The sequence below is a fragment of the Capnocytophaga sp. genome (genome assembly GCF_030532915.1).
Taxonomy (GTDB): Bacteria; Bacteroidota; Bacteroidia; order Flavobacteriales; family Flavobacteriaceae; genus Capnocytophaga.
In genome coordinates, this window is record NZ_JAUNKD010000002.1 from 95053 (window position 1) to 117410 (window position 22358).

The following is a 22358-nucleotide window of genomic DNA, read 5'->3' on the forward strand; positions in this document are numbered from 1 at the left end:
ACCAATCATTTCAACAATTAGAATTTATATTTTACTAATTATATCAGCTATTACAGTAATTAGGATATCTATTTTATTAATTATAGTAATCATTTAACCAATTAGAATCACTATTTCAACACTATTTTTATATATAACTACTTATTTTAATCAAAAAACAATATTTTTTGTTTATACATATATCTATTTTCACATTAATACTATATATTTTTTAAATACTTACAAATAAAAACACATTCCTTTACAAGTAAAGGAATGTGTTTTTATATTTTTATTTTAAAATTTATTATTTTTTTCTTCAAAACAATACTATGAAACTTCATTTTTTAGTCCCGAATGAGCGGTAACGTTGAACATCGCAGCAGTCCTTCCTGTTTTGAGATTTCATAGTATGGAATTTCTTCCACTGTGAAGCCATTATCGCGCAACCAGTTATTTAGACGCGTAAATCGCTGTTCGGAAACGACCACTTCGGGTGATATGGAGAACACATTGCTGAACATATGGTACATTTCGTCTCTTGTGATGTGAAATAGATTTTCTTTTCCGAAGAGTTCTAGCAGATAAACGTAGTCTGCCTCTTCACGGAAGCCTGATTTGTAGATTATTCCTTTATCTTTACCAACAGGTTGGAAACAACAGTCGAGGTGCAGGGCATTATCTCTGGCTTCAAGGTTGGATTTGACCAAATCAAATTCCCTTACTATCTTATTCGGAAACAAACTCTTGATGAATTGCACCCCTTCCATATTAGTTCGGGCGGTAATGTAATTTTTATAGTCACTACCTTTGTATGTTCCGATGAAAATATGGTCGTTCCAAGGCATCACGTCGCCTCCTTCAATATGCACCTCGTTTGGCGGAATGACAACCTTGCTTTTATCAATATTCTCAACGATATACTCAATGGCTTGGTATTCGTTCTCTCTATCGGGCAAGATATTGGCTTTGATAAACTTATCTTCTATCACAAAACCGATGTCGCGCGTAAAGATTTGGTTACAATTTTCGATAATTTGGGGTCGGTAAATGGTAACTCCGTGTTTTTCCAGCGCAGTTTTGAAGGCTTCCATTTCAGTTACCATATCTTTTTCGATGGGATACGTACCGGCTTTAATATGTTCAAGCGATTTTGGGTCGTAGGCCTCTTCGATTTTGGGAGTAGGCCCGTTGCTTTGAGCCGTTCCGAGGATTACTGCCCTTAATCGGTTGGTTTCATTTGTAATATTCAGTTTTAATTCCATATTCTGATTTCTTTTTTAGTTTCTACTTATATTATTTTGTTTAGTTTGATACTCACCTCCACTTACCTTTGTCAAAGTTTCAGAACTTTGACAAAGGTTTTAAGTAGTTCGATACTTATTTTGCTTTATCTTTGTCAAAGTTTCAGAACTTTGACAAAGATTTTGAGCAATTCTGATGTTATTTTGTGTTCTTACTATGATTTTTTATTCAATTTGATTATTATTTTATGCAAAAATACATTTATACACTATATTCACAATTACTTTTCACTAATTTCCTATCTTTTTTTAAGAAAAATAAAAAAGCCCCGAATAGTACGAGGCTTTTTATAAAAAGTTTATGATTATCTTTTACTGATTTCAACAAATTTACGCTCGGTTTGCCCCACATACACCTGTCTTGGTCTTCCGATGGGTTCGTTTCCTTGGCGCATTTCTTTCCATTGGGCAATCCAACCGGGTAAACGCCCGATAGCAAAGAGTACAGTGAACATTTCCACGTGCATTCCTAAGGCACGGTAAATAATTCCGGAGTAGAAATCCACATTCGGGTACAAGTTTCTTGACTTGAAATATTCGTCTTCCAAAGCCACTTTTTCCAAATGTTTGGCAATGTCGAAAACGGGGTCGTCAATTCCGAGTGATTGCAACACTTCGTCGGCAGCTTGTTTGATGATTTTGGCGCGCGGGTCAAAATTTTTGTACACGCGATGCCCGAAGCCCATAAGTCGGAACGGATCGTCTTTATCTTTGGCTTTATTGATATATTTTTCAACATCGCCACCATCGGCTTTGATGTCTTCCAACATTTCTATAACTGCCTGATTTGCACCTCCGTGTAGCGGTCCCCAAAGAGCTGAAACCCCTGATGAAATGGTTGCAAAAAGTCCCGCGTGTGATGAACCCACCAAACGCACCGTTGATGTTGAGCAGTTTTGCTCGTGGTCGCCGTGCAAAATCAATAATTTGTTAAGTGCACTCACCACTTTTGGGTTCATTTTGTATTTTTCGGTAGGGATTGAAAATGTCATCTGCAAGATGTTTTCAATGTACCCCAGCTCATTATTATAGTAATTCAGCGGAAGCCCCTCGCGTTTACGATATACCCAAGATGACAGCACCGGAATTTTAGCCATCACTTTACAAACAGCCTCATACACGTCTTTTTCGCAAGAAACGTCCACTCCTCGGGGGTTGAACGCCGTTAAAGCACTGGTAAGTGAAGCCAAAATCCCCATCGGGTGAGCCGTTTTGGGGAATCCGTCTAAAATTCCCTTCATTTCTTCGTGAACAAGCGTGTATTTGTGAATGGTAGTAATGAATTTATCATACTGGGCTTGAGTGGGTAACTCTCCGAAAACGAGCAAGTAAGCCACTTCCAAGAAATTAGCTTTTTCGGCTAACTCTTCAATATTATACCCGCGATAACGCAAAATACCTTTCTCGCCATCTAAAAATGTGATGGCACTTTTGCACGAACCCGTGTTTTTATATCCTGAATCTAAGGTAATTAACCCGGTTAAAGCACGTAATTTTTCAATATCAATGGCTTTTTCGTTTTCGCTTCCTGTAACAATCGGGAATTCATATTCTTTCCCTTCAAACGTTAGTGTTACTTTTTCTGACATAGTTGTTAGTTTATTAGACAATAATGATTCTTAAACGTTGCTAATATATGATTCTTTTTCCGAAAAACAATTATTTTTACAAAGTTTTTTTTCGAAATAAAAACAAAATAATTATAAAAAACTGAAAATCAAACACTAATTTTCATTCCTTTTTTAAAACTTTCCTGTGCCTTTTCTATCAATTCCATCACATTTAAGGCTTGCCGGCTTGGTACGGGATTGCTTTTTCCGTGAACAATTGCCTGATACAAGTCTTCATAAAAATTCATATAATTTCCGTGTTGGGCGATGGTTTCTTTTTTAGAATCAGTGTGCAGTATGCCGTTGGGCAAGGTGATTTTTTCAAGCCAATATTCGGTTGTGGGCGTGAGTCCTCTCGCCAACACTTCTTCCTGAACATCAAAACGTTGCTGTAAAAAACTACCTTTATCGCCGTGCAAAATGTATTCCCACTGTTTTTCTTTCGCTATTGTGGAAGATTTGAGTCGCACCCGAAGTTCGTTTTCGTAAAACAGAATCACCTCAAAATAATCATTGGTTTGCGTTTTTTGGCGGAAGAATCCCAAATCGGCAAAAACAAATTTCGGCATTTTAAAAAGTTGCAGCGCTTGGTCAATCAAATGCGCACCCAAATCGTGCAAAGCCCCTGATCCTTCGGAAATTTCTTTATGTGTTTTGGCACTGATTTCGGTTCGGAAACGGTCAAACCGAATCTCAACTTCTTTCAAATTTCCTAAAACGCCACTTTGCATAATTTCTTTTACTTTCAGAAAATCACCATCATAACGCCTATTTTGATAAACACTTAAAAAACAATTATTTAACTCCGACATTCGACAAAGTTCTTCGGCTTGTGAGGCATTGACGGTGAAGGGTTTTTCCACCAATACATTTTTGCCAAGTAACAGCGCTTTTTGGGCGTATTCAAAATGAGTTTGCACAGGCGTATTAACCACAATCAAATCAATCGTTTTATCAGCAAACAATTCATTATAAGAACGATATAATTTTGTCTGCGGATATTTTTCACGCGAATCATTTCGGTGGCGTTCTACAATCGCCGTTAATTCAAATTTCGGATTATTGGCAATAAACGGAGCGTGAAAAACACGTCCGCTCATTCCGAAAGAAGCCAAACCAACACGGATTATTTTGCTCATTTTAGTTTTTTGCCAAAGATAATTATTTTCCTGAAAAGCAAAAAATCCGCAGAAAAAAAGAAATATTTTTTTAAGCACACAAATATCTGATTATCAATTACAAACATTAAAATCATTATCAATAATATAGATTAAGGTAAAAATAATTTTGTAATTTCTTCTCTTTTTAATACATTTGCTAACTATTTTACGTTCTTTACGCCTTTCATAATAAGGAAAATATTTTCAGGCTTAAAGAAAATTTCAAAAATAAAAATTACACAGGAGAGAAATATGAAGTTTATTGTATCAAGTTCGTACTTACTTAAAAAACTGCAAGTTATAGGTGGCGTTATCAACAACAGTAACACAATGCCTATTCTTGATAACTTTTTGTTTGAACTATCAACCAACGTTTTAACCATTTCGGCTTCGGATTTAGAAACAACCGTAAAAGGAACGTTGGAAGTGGAATCAGACTCGGAAGGAAGCATTGCCGTTCCTGCAAAGTTATTAATTGACATACTAAAAACCTTTGCAGAACAGCCTCTTACGTTTATCATTAAAGATAACAACACCATTGAAATTAGTTCTACTCACGGAAAATATTCATTGGCATACCTAAATGGCGAAGAATTCCCGAAACCGGTGAGCCTAACCGACCCCAACAAAGTTACCATTTTGGGTGATGTGTTGGCAACCGCCATTCAAAAAACCATTTTCGCAACCGGCAATGACGATTTACGCCCAACAATGAGCGGTATTTTCTTTGAGTTTACCGAAAACGGACTCACATTTGCCGCCACCGATGCTCACAAATTGGTAACATACCAACGAGAGGACATCAAAGCCACTGAACCTTCGGAGTTTATTATGCCTAAAAAACCGTTAAACTTACTGAAAGGCATTTTAGCCGGAAGCGAAACCGAAGTAGAAGTTGAATACAACGAAAGCAACGCCAAATTTTCATTTGACGGGTTGGAATTTATATGCCGTTTGATTGACGGAAAGTTCCCGAACTATGATGCCGTAATCCCGAAAGAAAATCCTAATAAATTGATTTTGAACAGAGCTCAATTTTTAGGTTCGGCTCGGCGTGTTTCCATCTTTTCAAATAAAACAACGCATCAAATTCGGTTAAAAGTTGCGGGGTCAGATCTGCAATTATCAGCCGAAGATGTTGATTACAGCAACAAAGCCGAAGAGCGTTTTGCGTGTAACTATCAGGGCGACGATATGGAAATCGGTTTTAATTCACGTTTTCTGATTGAAATGCTCAATAATTTGGATTCAGATGAGGTAATGCTTGAAATGTCAATGCCTAACCGTGCCGGAATTTTAACCCCTATTGACGGACTTGACCCAGGCGAAAAAGTCTTGATGCTGGCAATGCCTATTATGTTGAGTAACAGTAATCAAAGCAATCAAAATAATCAAAGTTAAATAACAATAAAAAAAGCGGAGAGAAATTCTCCGCTTTTTTATTACTAATATCCAAAATCTTTATATTCAGCTCCTTCCAAAATAAAATCAACAATGCGCTGCAAATAAATATCAATCTGCGGATTGGTAACGTTAAAAAGCATTGAAACAACAACTTGTTCTTGCGGATAGACGTAAAACCAAGCATAGCCTCCCACTCCATTGCCGATATGCCCGTAGTAAGGACGCTGATTCCAATCCTTGCTTGACTGCCAACCGATGCTATATCCCGTTTCACGGTCATCATCAGTGCATAAGGATGTTAACATCTCACTTTCAACTTCTTGCGAGAGAAAATCGTGACAAATCACCACACTTCCCAATCGGGCAACGTCTTCCGAAGTGGAAAGAAAACCGCCGCCCGCCAATTTATAATAATTGTGAACGGGAGCCGAAGGCCTAAATCCTTTTTTGGTACGCGCATACGGAATTGCCGCATTGGCAAGCATTTTTCCCTTATCGGGGAAAGTATTTTGCATTCCCAACGGTTTTAACACCTCATCAGAAGCAATATCTTCAAATTTTCGGTTAAGACAACGTTGCACCGCCAACGAAACCAAATTCCAGTTGAAACTACTGTACAAATACTTCGTTCCGGGAGCAAATTCCAGAATATCGTTTTTGAAAAAATCAATTCCTTCCTCAATTGTTAAAGGCTTGTTATTGAGCATTTCACTCCCTTTATAGGTACGTATTCCGGCTATATGTCCGCCTAATTGTTTGATGGTGAAATCAAAGGGTTTTCTCGGAAAATCAGGAACATACTCATAAAGTGACAAGTTCCAATCAAATTCCTTTTTATCTTGCAAACGCGCCAAAACCACCCCTGAAAGTGGTTTGGAAACACTTGCCACCCGAAACAACGTTTTTTTCGGGTCAATCGGGGTTTTCTTTTCAATATCGGCATAACCATAGCCCTGTTGCCAAATGATATGATTCTGTTTGGTGATTGTTATCGAAACACCCGGAATGCGCTTTTCCTGCAACAAAAACTGAATGATTTTCTCGGCTTCCTTCTTGGCTTCGACAAATGAAGTTACTTCCGAAGGATTTTTACGAAACACATCAACATCTTTCAAAGGCTTATTTTGCCCGAAAATTGACTGAAAAAATGAAAAAATGGCTGAAAACAAAAGTATATATTTTAAATTCATCAACTTATTTGTAAAAAACGGGGCAAAAATAACAAATTAATTTCAATTAAAACGTAAGCCCAAACATTATCCCGTCGCCTTTAAAGCCGCCTTCGTAAGTACGAACGTATTCCACCCGAAGAAAACGAACAATTCCCCAGCCGATATTCTCCAAACCAAAGGTCAATTCTTGATAAGGTTTAAATTTCGGACGATTGATTTGATGAAATCCGGCTACGAAATTCCATTGTAACTTATTGAATAACGCTATTTTATTTGACAAAAAGCCTCCAAAACGATGCCGAACGTGCGTTTCCAAATAGCCTTCATTGGTCGAATGCGAATAATAAGGCAACAAATAGAACGATGAAGCCAGATTTTCGTTCAACTGCACGTGTGTTTGGTTTCCGTTAAAATGCTTATAATCAATAAAACTAATGTCTTTCGCATTGAAAAACCAACCGCCCCGAACATCAATATCCATCTTACCTTTGTTACTGAAAGAAGGAGCATAACGCACTTGCCCCGAAACCAACTGATGCTGATAGGATTTCTTGCTGGTACTAAACGCATTAGCAACTGTTAAGTGCAAGGACGGATACCGATTTTCAAAATCATACACCCTGCGATTGGGCAAAGTCGTGTAGGTGCGATTGAAATAAAAATCGGCTTGAAGCGCAAATTTTGTAACATAATGTTTTTCAAAGCCTTCCGTATCGATATCAGGTTGCAACGGATTATTGGACGTGTAAGATTTCTCCTTTTTAACAAAGGCATAATCCGTGTTGTTAATCAAGGGTTTACGCTGACTAAACGAAATTCCGCCCGAAAGCACAATATTACTCGAAACATCTTGTGAATAAGCCACTTGCAGAAATTCATCATTATACAATTTCATATAATTATCCTTGAAAAAGAGCGAACTAACCGCATTGACAAGCCCTGAAATCGGGGCATCTCGGTTGAATTGCCTCGCTTCCACCCCGCCCGAAATTTTCATTTTGGCGTTGTTGATTCGATTGAATCGTCGAGCAAATCCGCCGCTGAAACGCAGTCGGTTTTCTGCAAAACTATACTGAAAATCAGCATAAATATTGGTTGAGGCGAACGTTTTGTCGCTCCATTTCACAAATGAAAATCCTGAACCTAAAAACCAACCTTGAACAGTGTTGAAACCTCCTGCCATTGGGTCGACTAATCCCTTGTAAGAGAATTGAATACCTTTTGATTTTTTACGATACGTATAACCTGTAAGCACGTCCCAAACGCCGAATTTATTTTGCTTGGTTTCCACCGAATCAATGTATTTTTCGGAAGAACGCACCCGCTCCACGCTGTCTTTTTTGATATAATTAAGCGTTTCTTCTGCCGTAAGCGGAATTTGTCGGTGTTTTTCCCAAAAAAGACTATCTTTTTTATTAGAATTTTCTGCAAAACTACGAATTTCACCCTTAAATTCCTTTTTATCGAAAGCATCTCTAAATTTGTAATTGCTATACACATACGAGAAAGTTCCTTCAAGTTCAATCACCAAAATTTTTGCCTTTAAATCAATAGTTTGCAGGTTTTTACTCCAAAAATTTTCTTGCTGATTGTAGCTGAAATTCTGCACGATGTGAAGTTCTTTAATCGCCGGATTTTGCATTCGATAGCCTTTCAAAAGCACATCAAGTGCGTAAATCGCCCACGAATCTTCCACAATATAAATATATCCTTCAAAAACAGGCTCTTTATCACGCTTCGGAATCATCTTTATCTTATTGATTATCCGATTTTTATCATCATAAAACGTACTTTCCAACTGAAATTTGTAATACGAAAAAGCGGCATCGGCAAGGGGCGAAACGACGTGAGCATCAAAATTCAGAAATTCGTCGTAAAAATCGAAATCAGCATCGGCTGCCGTATTGAAACTGAATCCGTTACTGTTTCCGGCGATTTTCGAGGCGATGATGTGTTCTTTTAATTTATTGGGTTTCTGAAACTTAACTTTTGAAATGGTTTCGGACTGATACACAATGCCCGTGCCTGTGGAGTCGAGGCTTCCGTCGGCATCGCCCACTTCTTGACCGAGGATTTTCTTCGGAACGTTTCGCACCCGAAAAAATCCTTTGGAGTAAAAATCGGCTTCAAATCGATTGGCTTTTTCGCTGTTTTTTACACGATTTTTAATCGCATTACGGATAATGGCATTCGCCGGATTGTCTTTATTACTGACAATCACCTCATTAAGCTGAAAACTTTCTTCCTGCAAAGTAATGTTCAATTCGTAAGGAAACTGCTGAATATCAAGCGTTTTACGTTCTAATTTGTAACCCAAAAACTGAAAAATAAGTGTCGGCTTTTTTTCCTTTATATTTAACTGATAATCACCGTTTTCATTGGAAGTTGTCCCGACCGTACCGTCTTCGGTGTAAATGCTCACGTAAGGCATCGGAGCGTTATTTTCATCGGTAATTTTTCCTTTAATTTGTGAAAAACACACCGAAGTTGTCAAAAAAACGATAAAAAAGACTATTTTTTTCATCAAATAAGCTGTTTTTTTGGTTGATTTTTTGCAAATGTAAAAATAAATACAAAAAATCAAAAAAATACGTACCTTTGCGTGTTGTTTTTAATTTTTTTCACCGTTGAAACAAATTTCTGAAAAACAATTTTACAAAACCGCTAAAATCTTAAAAAATGCGTATTGAAAAGAAATTTAACATCGATTCGTTGCAAAACATAAAAAAAAGAGCCTTATTTTGGGTAAATTCCTTACAAACGGAGGTAATTTGGCTGGATTCTAATCAATATCCGGATAAATTTCGTAAAAATGAAGCTATTTTGGCTTTTTATCCGCATAAAACGTTAAAAAAACACGAAACAAAAGGAGCTTTTGATGCGTTAAAATCGTTTATTGATGTTACAAGCGATTATATTTTCGGTTATTTGTCGTATGATTTGAAAAATGATGTTGAAAATTTGTCCTCCAACAATTCGGACGGATTGTTTTTTCCGGAAATATATTTCTTTCAACCCAAAAAAATTGTGTTCTTTAAGGAAAATCATCTTGTTTTTAGTTATTTGGAAAGCATTTTTAACGAAATTGATAGCGATTTTGAGAAAATTTGTACTTTTTCGGTCGAATTTCCTCAAAAAAAGGTAAAATCAACGCAAAAAAACTCGGTTTTGGCACAAATTTCAAAAGAAGAATACGTAAATCGGGTTGAAAAAATGCAAAAACACATTGCACTGGGCGATATTTACGAAGCTAATTTCTGTCAGGAATTTTACGTTCAAAATACTGATATAGAGCCTCTTGCTATTTACCAGAAACTTAACGAGATTTCCGAACCGCCTTTTGCTTGTTTTTTGAATTTGAAGCCGTATTACGTGCTGTCGGCTTCTCCTGAAAGATATTTGCAACGTTCTGAAAATGAGGTAATTTCTCAACCGATTAAAGGAACGGCAAAACGTTCTGAAAATCAGGAGGAAGACCTGAAGCTCCGTATTGATTTGGAAAACAACCCAAAGGAACGTTCTGAAAATGTGATGATTGTGGATTTAGTCCGTAATGATTTATCGCTTTATGCCGAAAAAGGAAGCATAAGGGTCGAAGAACTTTGTAAACCCTACACTTTCAAGCAAGTACATCAACTTATTTCGACCATCGGCACGCAGGTTAAGGACGGGACGCACTCGGTTGATGTGATTCGTTCCACTTTTCCGATGGGAAGTATGACGGGAGCTCCGAAAATATCGGCAATGCAAATCATTGAAAATCTGGAAGAAAGCAAACGAAGCGTGTACAGCGGAGCGGTGGGTTACTTCACGCCCGAAGCCGATTTTGATTTTAATGTGGTCATTCGCAGTATTTTATATAATTCTGAAAATCAATATCTTTCATTTTCAGTAGGAAGTGCCATTACCGCCGAGTCCGTCCCCGAAAAAGAATACGACGAATGCCTTATCAAAGCCCAAGCAATGATGCAAGTTATTGAAAATCAACCCTAAAAAATTACAAACCTATTAAAAACGCCATTGTATCAACCCCATCGGCATAATCCCAAAGTTGCGGTTCTTGGGTTTTCCCAAACGGAATTTCGTTTTCCATAAATCCTTTGGCTACAACACATTGTATTTTATCGGAATCGGTTTGGAGCTTTTCTTTGAGTTGCTGCAAATCATCATAAAATTCATAAAATAGTGTAGCAATGGGTGAGGCATAACTTGCATCTTCTTTCAGAATTAAAAATCCATTTTCACGAAGTTTAAACAAACTCATCAAATAAACCGCTTTGTTGTAATCGTAATTATTGGCGTATTTTTGTCCGTGAATGATGTCCTTAAACGGATAAATTGCTTTAAAAAGAAGGTCGAAATCGTAGTTTTTAGGCACAAAAACCTTTGAAACGCTTCGGCAACCCAATCCGAAATAGGTAAAAATGTCTTTTCCAAGCTGAAAAAGTTCATTTTCGGCCTCTTTTCCGGTTAATATTGCAACAGAATTGCGATTTTTGCGGATAATATGCGGTTTTTTTCCGAAATAATATTCAAAATAACGTGCCGTATTATCACTTCCCGTAGCGATGACAGCGTCAAAATCGGTTATTCGCTCATCGGTAAAGACAAATTTTCCCTGCCAAGAAGGTTCGGTTTGTTGTAAAAAATCAGCGATAAAAGGCAAAAGTACCTTGTCATCTGACGATAATTTCACCACCGCCTTATGCCCTGACATTAATACCGACAAAAAATCGTGAAAGCCCACTAGTGGAATGTTACCCGCCATAATAATAGCTACGGTTTTAGGCGTAACATTCTCAAAATTATACCTTTCAAGCCACTTGTTAATATTTTCTTCCGTGAGAGCTTCTGCCCACGATTTACAGGCAAATTGCAGATTATCAGCCGTAAACCAACCATTTTGTTGTTCGGCTATTTGAAGTATTTCTTTGAACTTTTCGAAATGTTGGTCGTTATTTGGTAATAATTCTGTATTTTTTATGTATGGAAAAGACGCAAATTGCGATAAAAACTTGCCTAAATTCACCAAACTGCTGTATTTTCGGTTTTTCATATCTTATTTTTCTTCCGATTGACGGACAAAAGTATAATTTTTTTTCAAAAAAACGAAATTAATCAAAAAAATCAGTGAGGCAGTTTATTTTTGAAAATTCCGTAGAGATATGTTCCTAAAAGAGCCCCAATGATGGCGATGAGTATGTTCCAAACGCCCGCTCCGAGGAGTACAAATAAAGGTCCGGGACAAGCTCCGACCAACGCCCAACCCAACCCGAAGCATATTCCTCCGATAAGGTAACGCATTACGGATTTTTCCTTAGGCGGAATGTTAATTACCTTACCATCAATATCTTTTCGTTGGGTTCGTTTTATCCATTGCACACCCAAAACGCCAACAGCTAAGGCACCACCAATGAAGCCGTACATATGAAATGACTGAAAATGAAACATTTCGTAAATACGAAACCACGAAGCCGTTTCGCTTTTATACATCACGATGCCGAAGGCAATTCCTAATAAAATATACAATCCGTTTTTCATCTTATCCAAAAATTAAAGGGAATATTGCAAAAACCATAACAAGTCCGCCGATAAAAAAGCCGACCACGGCGATAAGCGAAGGCAACTGAAAATCACTCAATCCGGAAATAGCGTGCCCCGAAGTGCATCCTCCGGCATAACGCGTTCCAAAACCGATGAGCAACCCGCCAACCAGTAAAATGATACTATTTTTTAAGGAAAATTCCGAAAATAATTCGGCAGGCGAATAGGCAACTCCGGCACTTTCAAAGCCCAAATCGTTGAGCTGACGAACAGTTTGTTCGGAAATAGCAGGAATTTGATTGTCCGATAATAAATGAGCCGCAATAGCTCCGCCGATAATCGCACCGAGCAGAAAGAGTAAATTCCAACGTTGTGATTTCCAATCGAAAGCAAAAAAATCACAAGATTTTCCCGCCCCCAGAGCAGAGCATATCGTACGGAAATTTGACGAAAATCCGAAACTTTTTCCCAACAAAATCAGTAAAATCATAATGCCCCCAATCAAAGGACCGCCCACATACCAAGGCCAAGGCTGCATAATCCAATCCATAACGAAAAATTTGTGTTTCCAACAGGCAAAAATACGTTTATATTGCGTAATTCAAAAAAAATTGGATAATATTGACCGAATAAAGTCATTCGTCCACTCTTAAACCCAAGGCAAATTATGTTATTTCTGCTATATTTTTCGGACTAAAACCGAAATTTATACTCCAAATTGGCAATAAAATGGCGTGTTAATCCATCAGGACGCACTTTTCGGGCAATAAAAGGCATTCCGGCATTGAGTTGAAGGCTATTTTTTGCATTAAATTGGTAGTCAAGATAGATATTTCCGTTTAGCGTAAGCCCTTTTGAACCTAAAATAGCTTGTTTTTCGTCCGAAATATTGGTAAAATAATCGTTTGTAAGGTGATAAACGGGTAAAACACTTGGCGTAAAGGTCAGTTTATTGGTCAACGAAATCGGGTAAGAAACTCGAAACAAAATATCGCTACTTCGCTTGTAATTTCGGGTGGAATGGAATTTTTTCAAAAGCTCATTGGTCTGTATTTCAGCTAAAAATTCGTTTTTATTCTGCAAAACAGGCTGTTGCCAAGCAAAAACAAGGTGTAATTTACGGATTTGATAACTAAGTGCCACTATCACATCAAGCGACCCTAAACTGGACTGGTAATCCATTGGAAGTGAAAGATTTTGGTATTTTTTATTTCCGTCAGAAAGCGGAATTTTTGTCCCCAACGTGAAGCCCAGCCGTTCAGTAAGCTGATAATTTCCTGAAAGTAAAACATCTGAAAGCCCGAAAGAATGGATTCCGTTTCCGTTTTGGGCAATCGACGTTAATCTTACATCAAAACTCACTTTTTCTGAAAATTGCCGATTGTATTCCAGATAATTTCCCCAGACATTCACGTCCTTATCTCCTTCCCCGAAGAAAAAACCTGCCTTGATTTGATTCTTCACAGGCTCCAATCGTTCCCAAAAATTTACGGGTTTCGCTTTGTTAATAGTACAAAATCCGGCATCGCTACATCCTTGTGAAACAGCAGTTTGACAAAAAACAATCGCCATCAAAAAACTATAAAAACCAATTTTGTGCATAATTTCAATCTTAATTTATGATGAATTAGTCGGGAAATTTTAAAAATCCTGACATTTTACGAACAAAATTTTCAGGCAAAAGTCCAATTTTTACAACAAAGCCAAAAAATTAGTATCTTTGTAAATCAATTTGGAATATATTTTTTGCGAGCTACATTATTAATAACAAAAATATGAAAAATATCGAAACACTCAAAAAACTTTTTGACAAAGCGCAATCAGACTATCCAACAATTAAAAAGAATATTGAAAATCAAATAGTTCGTTGGTTTTGGACAAACGGACAATGGTTTGAGTTAGAGCCTTTTTATTTTGAAAAACACAGCTATGTTACACGAGGCGAAATTTTACCTCAAAAACCCGATGATTTTCAGGACTCTCTCTGGCAATATGGCGTTAATTCCAAGAACGAAATTATTGTGGAACGGGAAATGACCGAAACGGAAAACGACTATTATGAAACTTTTTATATTCACTCTGACAATCAAATACTTTGCTATCGATTTGATTGTGAAAATAGTAAAAAAATTTACAGCGTTAAGCTATTTTTATACGAAAATTCACTTCTAAAAAACAGCTATGCCGTTTTTGAAAGCGGTGTTTTTTGTCAAGACATTCTTTTGTACGAAAATCAAAAATTAGTTGCCAAAAAAACCGAATCAGAAATGTTACACGGCGAAAAATTTAACCAACACGAAACCTATTCGTATGACGAAAACGGGCAATTGCAAAGCATCAAAGAGGGTAATTTTGTGTGGTATGAAAGACCTTGCGAAAAATCGTTACGCTCCAAACTCACCGCTCAATTGCACGAAAAAATAACACCTCTTATAAAACAAACCATTGAAAACCAAGCACCTAAAGAACTGCTTTATTGCATTAATTTAAGCTATCGCTCTAACGATTTATTACCGCCATTGGTGGGATTTGGCACGCAAGCTGACCGTGAAAAATGGTTAAAAAACAAGTTTCATCACGATATAACTTGGGATGTTGCGCACTACACCCATTTTTCGGAAATACAACTCAATGAGGAAGTTACGGACTTACTCCGACTTTTCCATCAGGAAACAAATCAAAGCGTAAAATTCTTATCAGCCATACAAATCATTTCGGAATGTGTAAAATCTTTAAAAGTTGATTTACAAGATTTTTCTATCAAAAAAACCGATGATTTTGTGGTGGGAATGAGTTGCTTTGGTGCGTCTTAATCTTTTTAATCCATACGACAAATCAGACATTCACAAAAAAATAAGCAAAAAAATCGTATTTTTGCGAAACACAAACCAGAAAACAATGTACGAACTAAACAACGAGCAACGCCGTTATTTCGGACTTGAACCCATTGAAGCTCACTGGGATAGAGTCATTTTTAAGGGCGACCAGTACCGCCCTGAGAGCATTTTGTATTTTGAGGGTGACACCATCAAACGCCACATCATTTCCACCAAAACGGAGTACAAGGAGGCTCACTACGACGAACAAACGCGGCATCGCGAGGTGCTTTTGCCCAAAACCACACGCGGAAAAGAGCAAAAACTCAACGCCTCCACCTTTGAAAAACGCTCACCCATAGGCGTTTATCTCTCGGTGGACGAATACGGCGACCTGGTGATAGGGAGCGTCACTTCGCAAATTTCCTTTTACCGCAGATTGTGGGAAAAACCCGTGCAAAAAGGGCAAAACCCAACTGATTTAATCGAGGAATTTATCCGAAATTCGCCTGAAAATCATTTTGAAGAAATCGAAAAATTTAAGCAACAAAAACGCCAAAATTTGAAATTCAAAAAAGGCGATTATTTTTGTTTTAAGCTCAATCGCACCGAATTTGGCTTCGGAAGGATTTTGATGAACATCGATAAACTTCGGAAAACCAACATATTACCACTCGACCACCGTCTGTTTTCGCTGATGGGAAAACCTGTGCTGGTAGAATTGTTCGTGTTTGCTTCGCCTGACAAAAATGTATCGATTAACCTCCTGAAAACCAAAGATGTTATGCCTGTTTCGGTGATGATGGACAATGCTTTTTTCTATGGCGAATACGAGATTTTTGACCACGAACCGATTCCCGATGAGGCGTATGACTTTCCGATGTCGTTTTATTTTGGCGAGGCGTTCACCGGTTTGCAATGGGGCTTGATTGAGTTGGAAATGGATATGCACCTATTTAAAAAATTGGCTTCCAGTGAATTAAAACAAGCCATAGAAGAAAATCAGTTTGTGAATAACTCCATCGGATTTGCCCCTGCGTATGATAATTTTCACATTTTGAATGCCTTGCAAGGTATTGAAATTGACCCTGAACATTGGCTATGGAAAGAGGATTTGCGAAACCCGAAATGGCAACAAATCCGCAATGAAATTTTAACTATTTTTAAGTTAAATCCTGCGGAAAATTATGCCGAAAATTGCAAAAAATTAGGCGTTTTGCTACCCAGTGAAATCGCTGTGTAGAGAGTTTATTAAGAATCAACATATTATATATTTTATTTGATAATCAATAATATATAAATCAGAGAACATTTTATCATAACCCCAAAAAATCATTTTTGTTACAAAATGCTTCTGTTATCATTTTTCATAAATTTCGTAAAAATATGCCTGAAATGGATTTTACAATATTGACAACCGCAGGAAACATCGCATTTTACGAAAGTTGCGAGGTTACCGAAATATTTCTATACCGAAAAAGCAACAACGAAATATTCAATTTCTTTACCATAGCCGTTTTTGAAGAAAAACCCTATAACGGACTGAATGAATGCTTTTTAGGCAATCGAATTTCTGTAAATAACGATTTTGGAATGGGCATCAAGCGATATTGGCTCACCCTTGAAGAGGCTACTGCGAAGTGCCACTCGCTCAAAACCCAAAACAAATGGAATGGCGACAATATACATTCAACTCATTATGAACAACTTAAATACTTGCCCAAGCAATACATTCCTTCTGCTGAAGGAAACAGAATAAATAAAATTCTAAAAAATAACTACCACAGCGGTTCGTATATCATTGAATTTTTTAACGAAACGAAAGAAAGCGTTGATTTTCTACTAAAAACAGAAGTCATAAATAAGTTCAACAATATTTGCGAAAAGATAAAAGAGGAAATTCCGATTGACCTTTCCGTGGTTCGAGACCGAATCGGCAACTTTATTTTTCAGTTTCCCATCACTATAATTGACATTGATTCAAAGGCACTTAGCACTTGGAACGGCGTTGAAATTCGTTTTGCTTGGCACAATGCTATTACCTCAATACCTGACTGTTTGGTGCAGGTTGAATCGGTTTTTGACCAAAACTATACGGGAGCAACCATCGAAAATTACAACAAAACCGAAAGCCAAAAAATTTATGTCGGGAACCTTGACCAAACAAGTCATATCAAAATTTGGCGTAATGACCCTTCATTATTATTATGCTCACACAAAGGAAATTACATTCGTAATTTTAATCTCAGCACAGCAATCATTCTTCCCGAAACAAGGATTTTTGAAATTGATGGCGAAATGCAAAAAGTGAAAGTATCAAATCGCCACAAAAACGAAAGAAAAGAAGCTAAAATAGATTATGTAACACACATAAACAGCAATCTTTATGACCAAGAAAAGCAACAATTGGAACGAAATTTATCGTTCAAACAATATAAAAAAGGAAGCGATAACGCTTTGGAAGATTTGCAAAAACTCATTCGGGATAAAGACGAAAATGGCGTTTATTTGTGGGATCCGTATTTGAGTCCGACAGACATTTTCAAAACGCTGTTTCATTCACAAACAGCAGGTGTTCCTTTACGGGCAATAGGCGCTGTAAATGAGAATATTAAAAAAGTTTATAACCAAAAAAGCAAAACTGCTGCCGAGATTATTTCAGGCTACAAATCCGTGCTGGACAACCCAAAACACAATAATTTTCAGCTAAATCTGGAATTTAGGGTGCAGCATTCAAATTACGGCTGGGATTTTCATGACCGTTTTCTCATTTTTCCGAGCAGTAAGCTAAAAAAACCGCAGGTGTATTCACTTGGCACTTCAATTAATTCGTATGGAAAAACACATCACATTTTACAGGAAGTTTCTCACTCTCAACCTATTATAGATGCTTTTAATGAACTGTGGGATAGCTTAAATCATAAAAATTGTTTGGTATGGAAATTCCCGAAATAATTGTTAATCAGGCATTAAGATATGATTCTACTTCGGTTCACACAGAATTGGTGTACATCTTGCAAAAACTTGATAATGTGGCTATTAAATATTTCATCAATAAGCAAGAAAACGACACGATATGGACTGTTAATAATGAAATCCGAAGCCTCATCTCCAAAAACATCAACTCTATACAACTAAATGATAATGAGATTATTAACTCTATTTCACAGATTATTGTGACAACCGCACAATATTTTCGGAAAGGCATTTTGGAGACTGATATAAAGGCTATATTGATTTTTTTAAACCTGAATGCGTATTTACGAATAAATATAGACAATTATTTAATAACCAATAATTTACATAAAAATAATATCGAATCACTCGCCAAAAAAATAACACAAACTTTAAAAGAATTTAACTTTTCAGTAGAGATATTAGCCGAGGCCCCTTTGTGGGAAAAGGAAATTTTTGACGATTTTCAAAACGGATTTTCAGAAGATAACATTTCAAAAACATATCGGTTTATAACTTGCGTTGAGCACAGTGGCACAGGATTTTATCTTAATTTTTTCACTGAAAATCTCATTTTATTTCTGCATAAAATTCACTTTAAAAGTTTTGTGAATACACTATCACTCTTACAAAATCCGATTGAGTGCACTTGTTATTTACAACTTTTTAACAAAGAAATATTGTTAAAAATAGCCAACGAACCAAATTTAACCAACAAATGGTTGAATTTTGAATTTATTCGCCAAATCACCGAAAAAGAAAACCTACAAATAATTGATTCAGAAGTGATAAGCGTAAAAAATATTCTTGAACGGATTGGCAGAAATGATTTTAATTTTTTAAGACAAACGGCAGTGTATTTTCGTGGAAATCGATTGGTTAATGCTGCCTTAGGGGCATTACTAAGTTCCTGCGAAAACACTAAAATTGAAGCAATTACAACTGATTTTTCAGTAAATCAGCACCACTCAAACGCCAAGGCCAGAAACGAATTTTTGCGTTATTTTGAAAGATTTGCCACCGCCGAACAATTTACATTTTTACTTGAACGCATATTTGAAAAATGGAAACATTGTGTGAAAGATATTTTGGCAGAAAATAAATTTCAAAATGAGATTTTATTTACCGATTTTTCAAGTTATATCATTAAACATCATACACTTAAAACAAACAATGAAGAGTTGCTTTCACTGATGAAAAGCTTGATGGACAAAATTGAAAACCTTGATTTAGAGTGGTTTTCTTCAAGTTGCAATCAATTAACAAAATTTCACATTTATCATTCACAATTGCACTTACTCACATTTGTATATAAGAATAAAAATTTAAACGATATTGAAACCGCAAATAAATACAACAAACTAATTTCCAACAACATACAGCTTTTACGCTACACCTCAACTGATACAAGAATTCATTTCCAAAAAGGAAAAGAAAATATGGAGAAATAGTCCATTTTTTAACATTTAAAACAAACAGCAAAATTATTTTATTATACTATTGATTTTCAACAACATACCCAAAAGAAAATGTTTTCATTACGACAAAAAACAAAGTTTTTTGAATAACAATTTGTTATTTTGCTCAAAACGTCTTATTTTTGCACCTCTTTTTAGAGATTTTAAGTCTGTATGAGTTTACAAAATAAGGTAATGGAGGCTTTGAAAGAAGCGATGAAAGCCAAAGACACAGTGGCTTTGGAATCATTACGAGCCATAAAATCAGCTATTTTGCTGGCTAAAACCGAAGCAGGGGCCTCTGACGAACTTTCAGAAGCTGATGAATTGAAAATTTTGCAACGTTTGGTAAAGCAACGCAATGATAGTGCCACCCTTTACGCATCGCAAGAGCGCAATGATTTGGCAGAACCTGAATTGGCACAAATAGCTGTTATTGAGCGCTTTTTACCCAAACAACTTTCGGAAGATGAAGTTACAACCGAAGTTTCGGCAATTATCACCAAGGTAGGCGCTTCAACAATGAAAGATATGGGAAAAGTAATGGACATTGCTACACAACAATTAACGGGCAAGGCCGATGGTAAACTCATCGCAACTGTTGTAAAAAAATTATTATCATAAGAATTCTTTTTAGGCTGCGTAGTTCAACTGGATAGAATATCAGATTTCGGCTCTGAGGGTTGGGGGTTCGAATCCCTCCGCGGTCACAAGGAACATATTTTTGGCTCAATAAACTTAGTAATTAACTGATTTATTGAGCCATTTTTAAAAACAAAAAAGTGGCTCTTGCCACAAAACTTGCCACAAAAATTTTTCTTGTGGCAAACGTTAAAAATGGTTTCAATTTTTCAAAAACATTTGAAAAAATGAAACACCAATTCTTTGTTGACACGAAAGGGTTACAGCTGGTTAAAAAGTTAGTAACTATGAATGTCAAAATTTACCGCCGTGATTATGTGAACAAACACGGCTTGTTCCCCATTTATCTATTGATTACCTCACAAGGCAAACGCATTCGTGAGCGGTTGGGTGTGGAAGTTCGTCCCGAAGACTGGGACGAAAAAAACGGCAGACTCAAAAAGTCCGCCCAAAATGCGGTCGAATACAATCTGATTATCGACAACGTTTTGAAGAAAATCACCCATATCCGAACCGAATATCACCTGAATGACAAAGCCTTAACGTTGGAAAAATTGGTCGAAGAATACAACAACGCTTCGTCCAACACTTGTTTTGTTGCCTTTATGGAAAAATACGTAGAGCAGCAGAACATCAAACCCGGTTCCCTTCGGAAAGAAAAATCACGCATCGCCAAAATCAAGCGTTTTCAAAAGGAAATTCCCTTTTCGCAAATCACCATTGAGTGGGTAGAACGCTACAAAAACTATATGGCAAAGGAATGTAAAAACAACGCCAATACGATTGATTCCAACCTAAAAACGCTTAAAAAATACTTACATATCGCTGAAAAATACGGCATTCGGCTCAATTTGGATACGGACGATATAAAAACCCGCACCCACCGAAGCAACCGCGTGAATTTGAGTTTCGCCGAATTGGACAAACTCAAAGAGTTCTATTTTTCAAGCTATATCAATCCGCGGTTAAAATTGCCGTTGGGATATTTCCTATTTTCCTGTTATACAGGGCTTCGAATCAACGAAGTTAAAAAATTGAAGCGGGAAACTATCGGCAAAACCATTACCTTTACGTCCGATAAAACAAGCAAAACTAATACCATTCCGCTCAATAATTCGGCTCGGAGCTTCGTGGAGCATTATCCCGATTTGTTCGTCAAATGGATTTCTGAACAGAAGATGAACGATTACATCCGTGAGGCGGTCAATATTGTCGGTATCCGCAAGCGTGTGAGCTTTCATACGGCACGCCACACCTTTGCTACCAACTATTTACGTAAAGGCGGAAAGGTCGAGGATTTGCAGAAATTCCTTGACCATTCAGACATTTCCACGACAATGATTTACGTCCATATCATTGAAAAAGAGCAAATAAACGTGTCGTTGCTGGACGATTAAAAATACAACCCACTTTTTTTAGCAATCACCGCCCTTGGTTCGATTTCTGTTTTGGCAAAACACGGAAATTCATCGGGGCTGTTTTTCAGTAGCGTAAGCAAACTTTCGGTGTATTGCTTGGCTTTTGAAAGAAATTCCGCTCGCAAATGCAACAAGTCGTTTTGCTCCAACAATTGTGATTTTTGCCACGGCAATTGCTCCCACTGAATGACGATTGCCGACTTGGTAAAGGTCAGTCCTGCCGTCAAAATGGCATCGGCAAGGGTGTAGTAAGCCGTTATTTTCTTTAAGAAAAACAGCGCTTTCTCATTGGTTTTCAAGTTTTCAAGCGTGCAATTGGGCAACTGATTGGCTAAATACAAATGCCACACATCGTCCATCAACGGAATGAGCTTCAAAAACACCTCGTACGAATCGCCAATGGGGTAAATCTTTGAAAATTCAAAGGGCGAAGCAAATAGCGTACGTTGTATTTCGTTGTAAATCGGCAACTTATCTTTGAGTTCCGACTGTTGCAACTCAAAAACGGCATCGTTCAAGGCTCGGTCGCCAATGGCAATGGCATTCAGCCCGTAATCCCGAATGTCCCACCAAGGCGACCGCTCCGTTTTGCCGTCTGAAAACGTATTTGTTCCCGTATTGGAAAGGTGCATTTTCAAAAACGGAATCGACAAGGCAACCGCGTAATTGGCTGTGGCTCTTTTTATCCGCTCCCAAACAGAAGGGGCTTGCTTGTCGTCTGTGAGCAAGGAAAGTATTTCCTTCCCTACGAAAGGCAAAATCTTATCACTTAAAGCCTGCTCAATATATGGCTTTAATGTCTTAATATCCAATTGTTTGGATACATTAATATGGGCTTTTATTTCGTCTATATTGTCAAACATAATGTAATGGATTATTTTTTTGACAAAATACGGA

General features: G+C 37.1%; 18 protein-coding genes and 1 tRNA gene. 9 read left to right on the forward strand and 10 right to left on the reverse strand.

The features are described 5' to 3' along the window. Nucleotides 1-326 precede the first annotated feature (326 nt). The 3 genes from Q4D72_RS00975 to Q4D72_RS00985 all read right to left on the reverse strand — a co-directional run bounded on the left by Q4D72_RS00975 (nt 327) and on the right by Q4D72_RS00985 (nt 4032). On the reverse strand, nt 327-1244 hold the full coding sequence (locus tag Q4D72_RS00975) for a dimethylarginine dimethylaminohydrolase family protein (protein ID WP_303075543.1): 918 nt from the start codon (nt 1242-1244) through the stop codon (nt 327-329). A 344-nt stretch (nt 1245-1588) separates the two neighbouring features. Then, complete coding sequence (locus Q4D72_RS00980; protein ID WP_303075544.1) at nt 1589-2872, reverse strand: citrate synthase; 1284 nt, start codon at nt 2870-2872, stop codon at nt 1589-1591. Between the two features lie 128 nt (nt 2873-3000). After that, a complete protein-coding gene (locus Q4D72_RS00985) occupies nt 3001-4032 on the reverse strand; it encodes a Gfo/Idh/MocA family oxidoreductase (protein WP_303075545.1) in 1032 nt (343 codons plus the stop codon). Nucleotides 4033-4305: 273 nt separating this feature from the next. On the opposite strand from Q4D72_RS00985, the gene dnaN reads away from it, so the two are divergent. Beyond that, nucleotides 4306-5454 (forward strand): DNA polymerase III subunit beta, encoded by a 1149-nt coding sequence (dnaN, locus tag Q4D72_RS00990; RefSeq protein ID WP_303075546.1) that lies wholly within the window; start codon nt 4306-4308, stop codon nt 5452-5454. 44 nt (nt 5455-5498) lie between these two features. Here dnaN and Q4D72_RS00995 read toward each other — a convergent pair whose 3' ends face one another. Both Q4D72_RS00995 and Q4D72_RS01000 read right to left on the reverse strand, forming a co-directional pair. Then, nucleotides 5499-6647 carry a serine hydrolase gene (locus Q4D72_RS00995; RefSeq protein ID WP_303075547.1) on the reverse strand — a complete coding sequence of 383 codons (1149 nt, stop codon included), beginning with the start codon at nt 6645-6647 and terminating at the stop codon, nt 5499-5501. A 46-nt stretch (nt 6648-6693) separates the two neighbouring features. Next, entirely contained in the window at nt 6694-9153 is a 2460-nt protein-coding gene (locus tag Q4D72_RS01000) for a DUF5686 and carboxypeptidase regulatory-like domain-containing protein (protein WP_303075549.1), read from the reverse strand. A gap of 155 nt (nt 9154-9308) precedes the next feature. Between Q4D72_RS01000 and Q4D72_RS01005 the strand changes: the two genes are divergently transcribed. Next, the gene (locus Q4D72_RS01005; RefSeq protein ID WP_303075550.1) at nt 9309-10622 is read left to right on the forward strand and encodes an anthranilate synthase component I family protein; all 1314 of its coding nucleotides are present in this window, start codon (nt 9309-9311) and stop codon (nt 10620-10622) included. Nucleotides 10623-10626: 4 nt separating this feature from the next. Here the strand turns inward: Q4D72_RS01005 and Q4D72_RS01010 are convergent, their stop codons facing one another. The 4 genes from Q4D72_RS01010 to Q4D72_RS01025 form a co-directional block, all read right to left on the reverse strand. Beyond that, nucleotides 10627-11685, reverse strand: a complete 1059-nt coding sequence (locus Q4D72_RS01010; RefSeq protein WP_303075552.1) for an acyl-CoA reductase — start codon at nt 11683-11685, stop codon at nt 10627-10629. A 71-nt stretch (nt 11686-11756) separates the two neighbouring features. After that, a complete protein-coding gene (locus Q4D72_RS01015; RefSeq protein WP_303075553.1) occupies nt 11757-12170 on the reverse strand; it encodes a DUF6691 family protein in 414 nt (137 codons plus the stop codon). Between the two features lies 1 nt (nt 12171). Further along, nucleotides 12172-12723: a YeeE/YedE family protein gene (locus tag Q4D72_RS01020; RefSeq protein WP_303075554.1), complete on the reverse strand. Its 552-nt coding sequence runs from the start codon at nt 12721-12723 to the stop codon at nt 12172-12174. Nucleotides 12724-12866: 143 nt separating this feature from the next. Continuing rightward, complete coding sequence (locus Q4D72_RS01025) at nt 12867-13775, reverse strand: hypothetical protein (RefSeq protein WP_303075555.1); 909 nt, start codon at nt 13773-13775, stop codon at nt 12867-12869. Between the two features lie 173 nt (nt 13776-13948). Between Q4D72_RS01025 and Q4D72_RS01030 the strand changes: the two genes are divergently transcribed. The 7 genes from Q4D72_RS01030 to Q4D72_RS01060 all read left to right on the forward strand — a co-directional run bounded on the left by Q4D72_RS01030 (nt 13949) and on the right by Q4D72_RS01060 (nt 21440). Continuing rightward, nucleotides 13949-14986, forward strand: coding sequence for a hypothetical protein (locus Q4D72_RS01030; protein WP_303075556.1), 1038 nt, complete (start codon nt 13949-13951; stop codon nt 14984-14986). An 85-nt stretch (nt 14987-15071) separates the two neighbouring features. Further along, nucleotides 15072-16232, forward strand: coding sequence for an immunity 26/phosphotriesterase HocA family protein (locus tag Q4D72_RS01035; protein WP_303075557.1), 1161 nt, complete (start codon nt 15072-15074; stop codon nt 16230-16232). A gap of 152 nt (nt 16233-16384) precedes the next feature. Further along, nucleotides 16385-17944 (forward strand): VPA1262 family N-terminal domain-containing protein, encoded by a 1560-nt coding sequence (locus Q4D72_RS01040; protein WP_303075558.1) that lies wholly within the window; start codon nt 16385-16387, stop codon nt 17942-17944. Next, the gene (locus Q4D72_RS01045; protein ID WP_303075559.1) at nt 17926-19395 is read left to right on the forward strand and encodes a hypothetical protein; all 1470 of its coding nucleotides are present in this window, start codon (nt 17926-17928) and stop codon (nt 19393-19395) included. The genes Q4D72_RS01040 and Q4D72_RS01045 overlap by 19 nt, the downstream gene beginning before the upstream one ends. Nucleotides 19396-19575: 180 nt before the next feature. Continuing rightward, nucleotides 19576-20025 carry a GatB/YqeY domain-containing protein gene (locus Q4D72_RS01050; protein ID WP_303075560.1) on the forward strand — a complete coding sequence of 150 codons (450 nt, stop codon included), beginning with the start codon at nt 19576-19578 and terminating at the stop codon, nt 20023-20025. A gap of 12 nt (nt 20026-20037) precedes the next feature. After that, nucleotides 20038-20111, forward strand: a tRNA-Arg gene (locus Q4D72_RS01055). A gap of 159 nt (nt 20112-20270) precedes the next feature. Beyond that, nucleotides 20271-21440, forward strand: coding sequence for a site-specific integrase (locus Q4D72_RS01060; protein WP_303075561.1), 1170 nt, complete (start codon nt 20271-20273; stop codon nt 21438-21440). Here the strand turns inward: Q4D72_RS01060 and Q4D72_RS01065 are convergent. Then, on the reverse strand, nt 21437-22324 hold the full coding sequence (locus Q4D72_RS01065) for a DUF6712 family protein (RefSeq protein WP_303075562.1): 888 nt from the start codon (nt 22322-22324) through the stop codon (nt 21437-21439). The two genes, Q4D72_RS01060 and Q4D72_RS01065, sit on opposite strands and share 4 nt — an antisense overlap. Between the last annotated feature and the right edge of the window lie 34 nt (nt 22325-22358).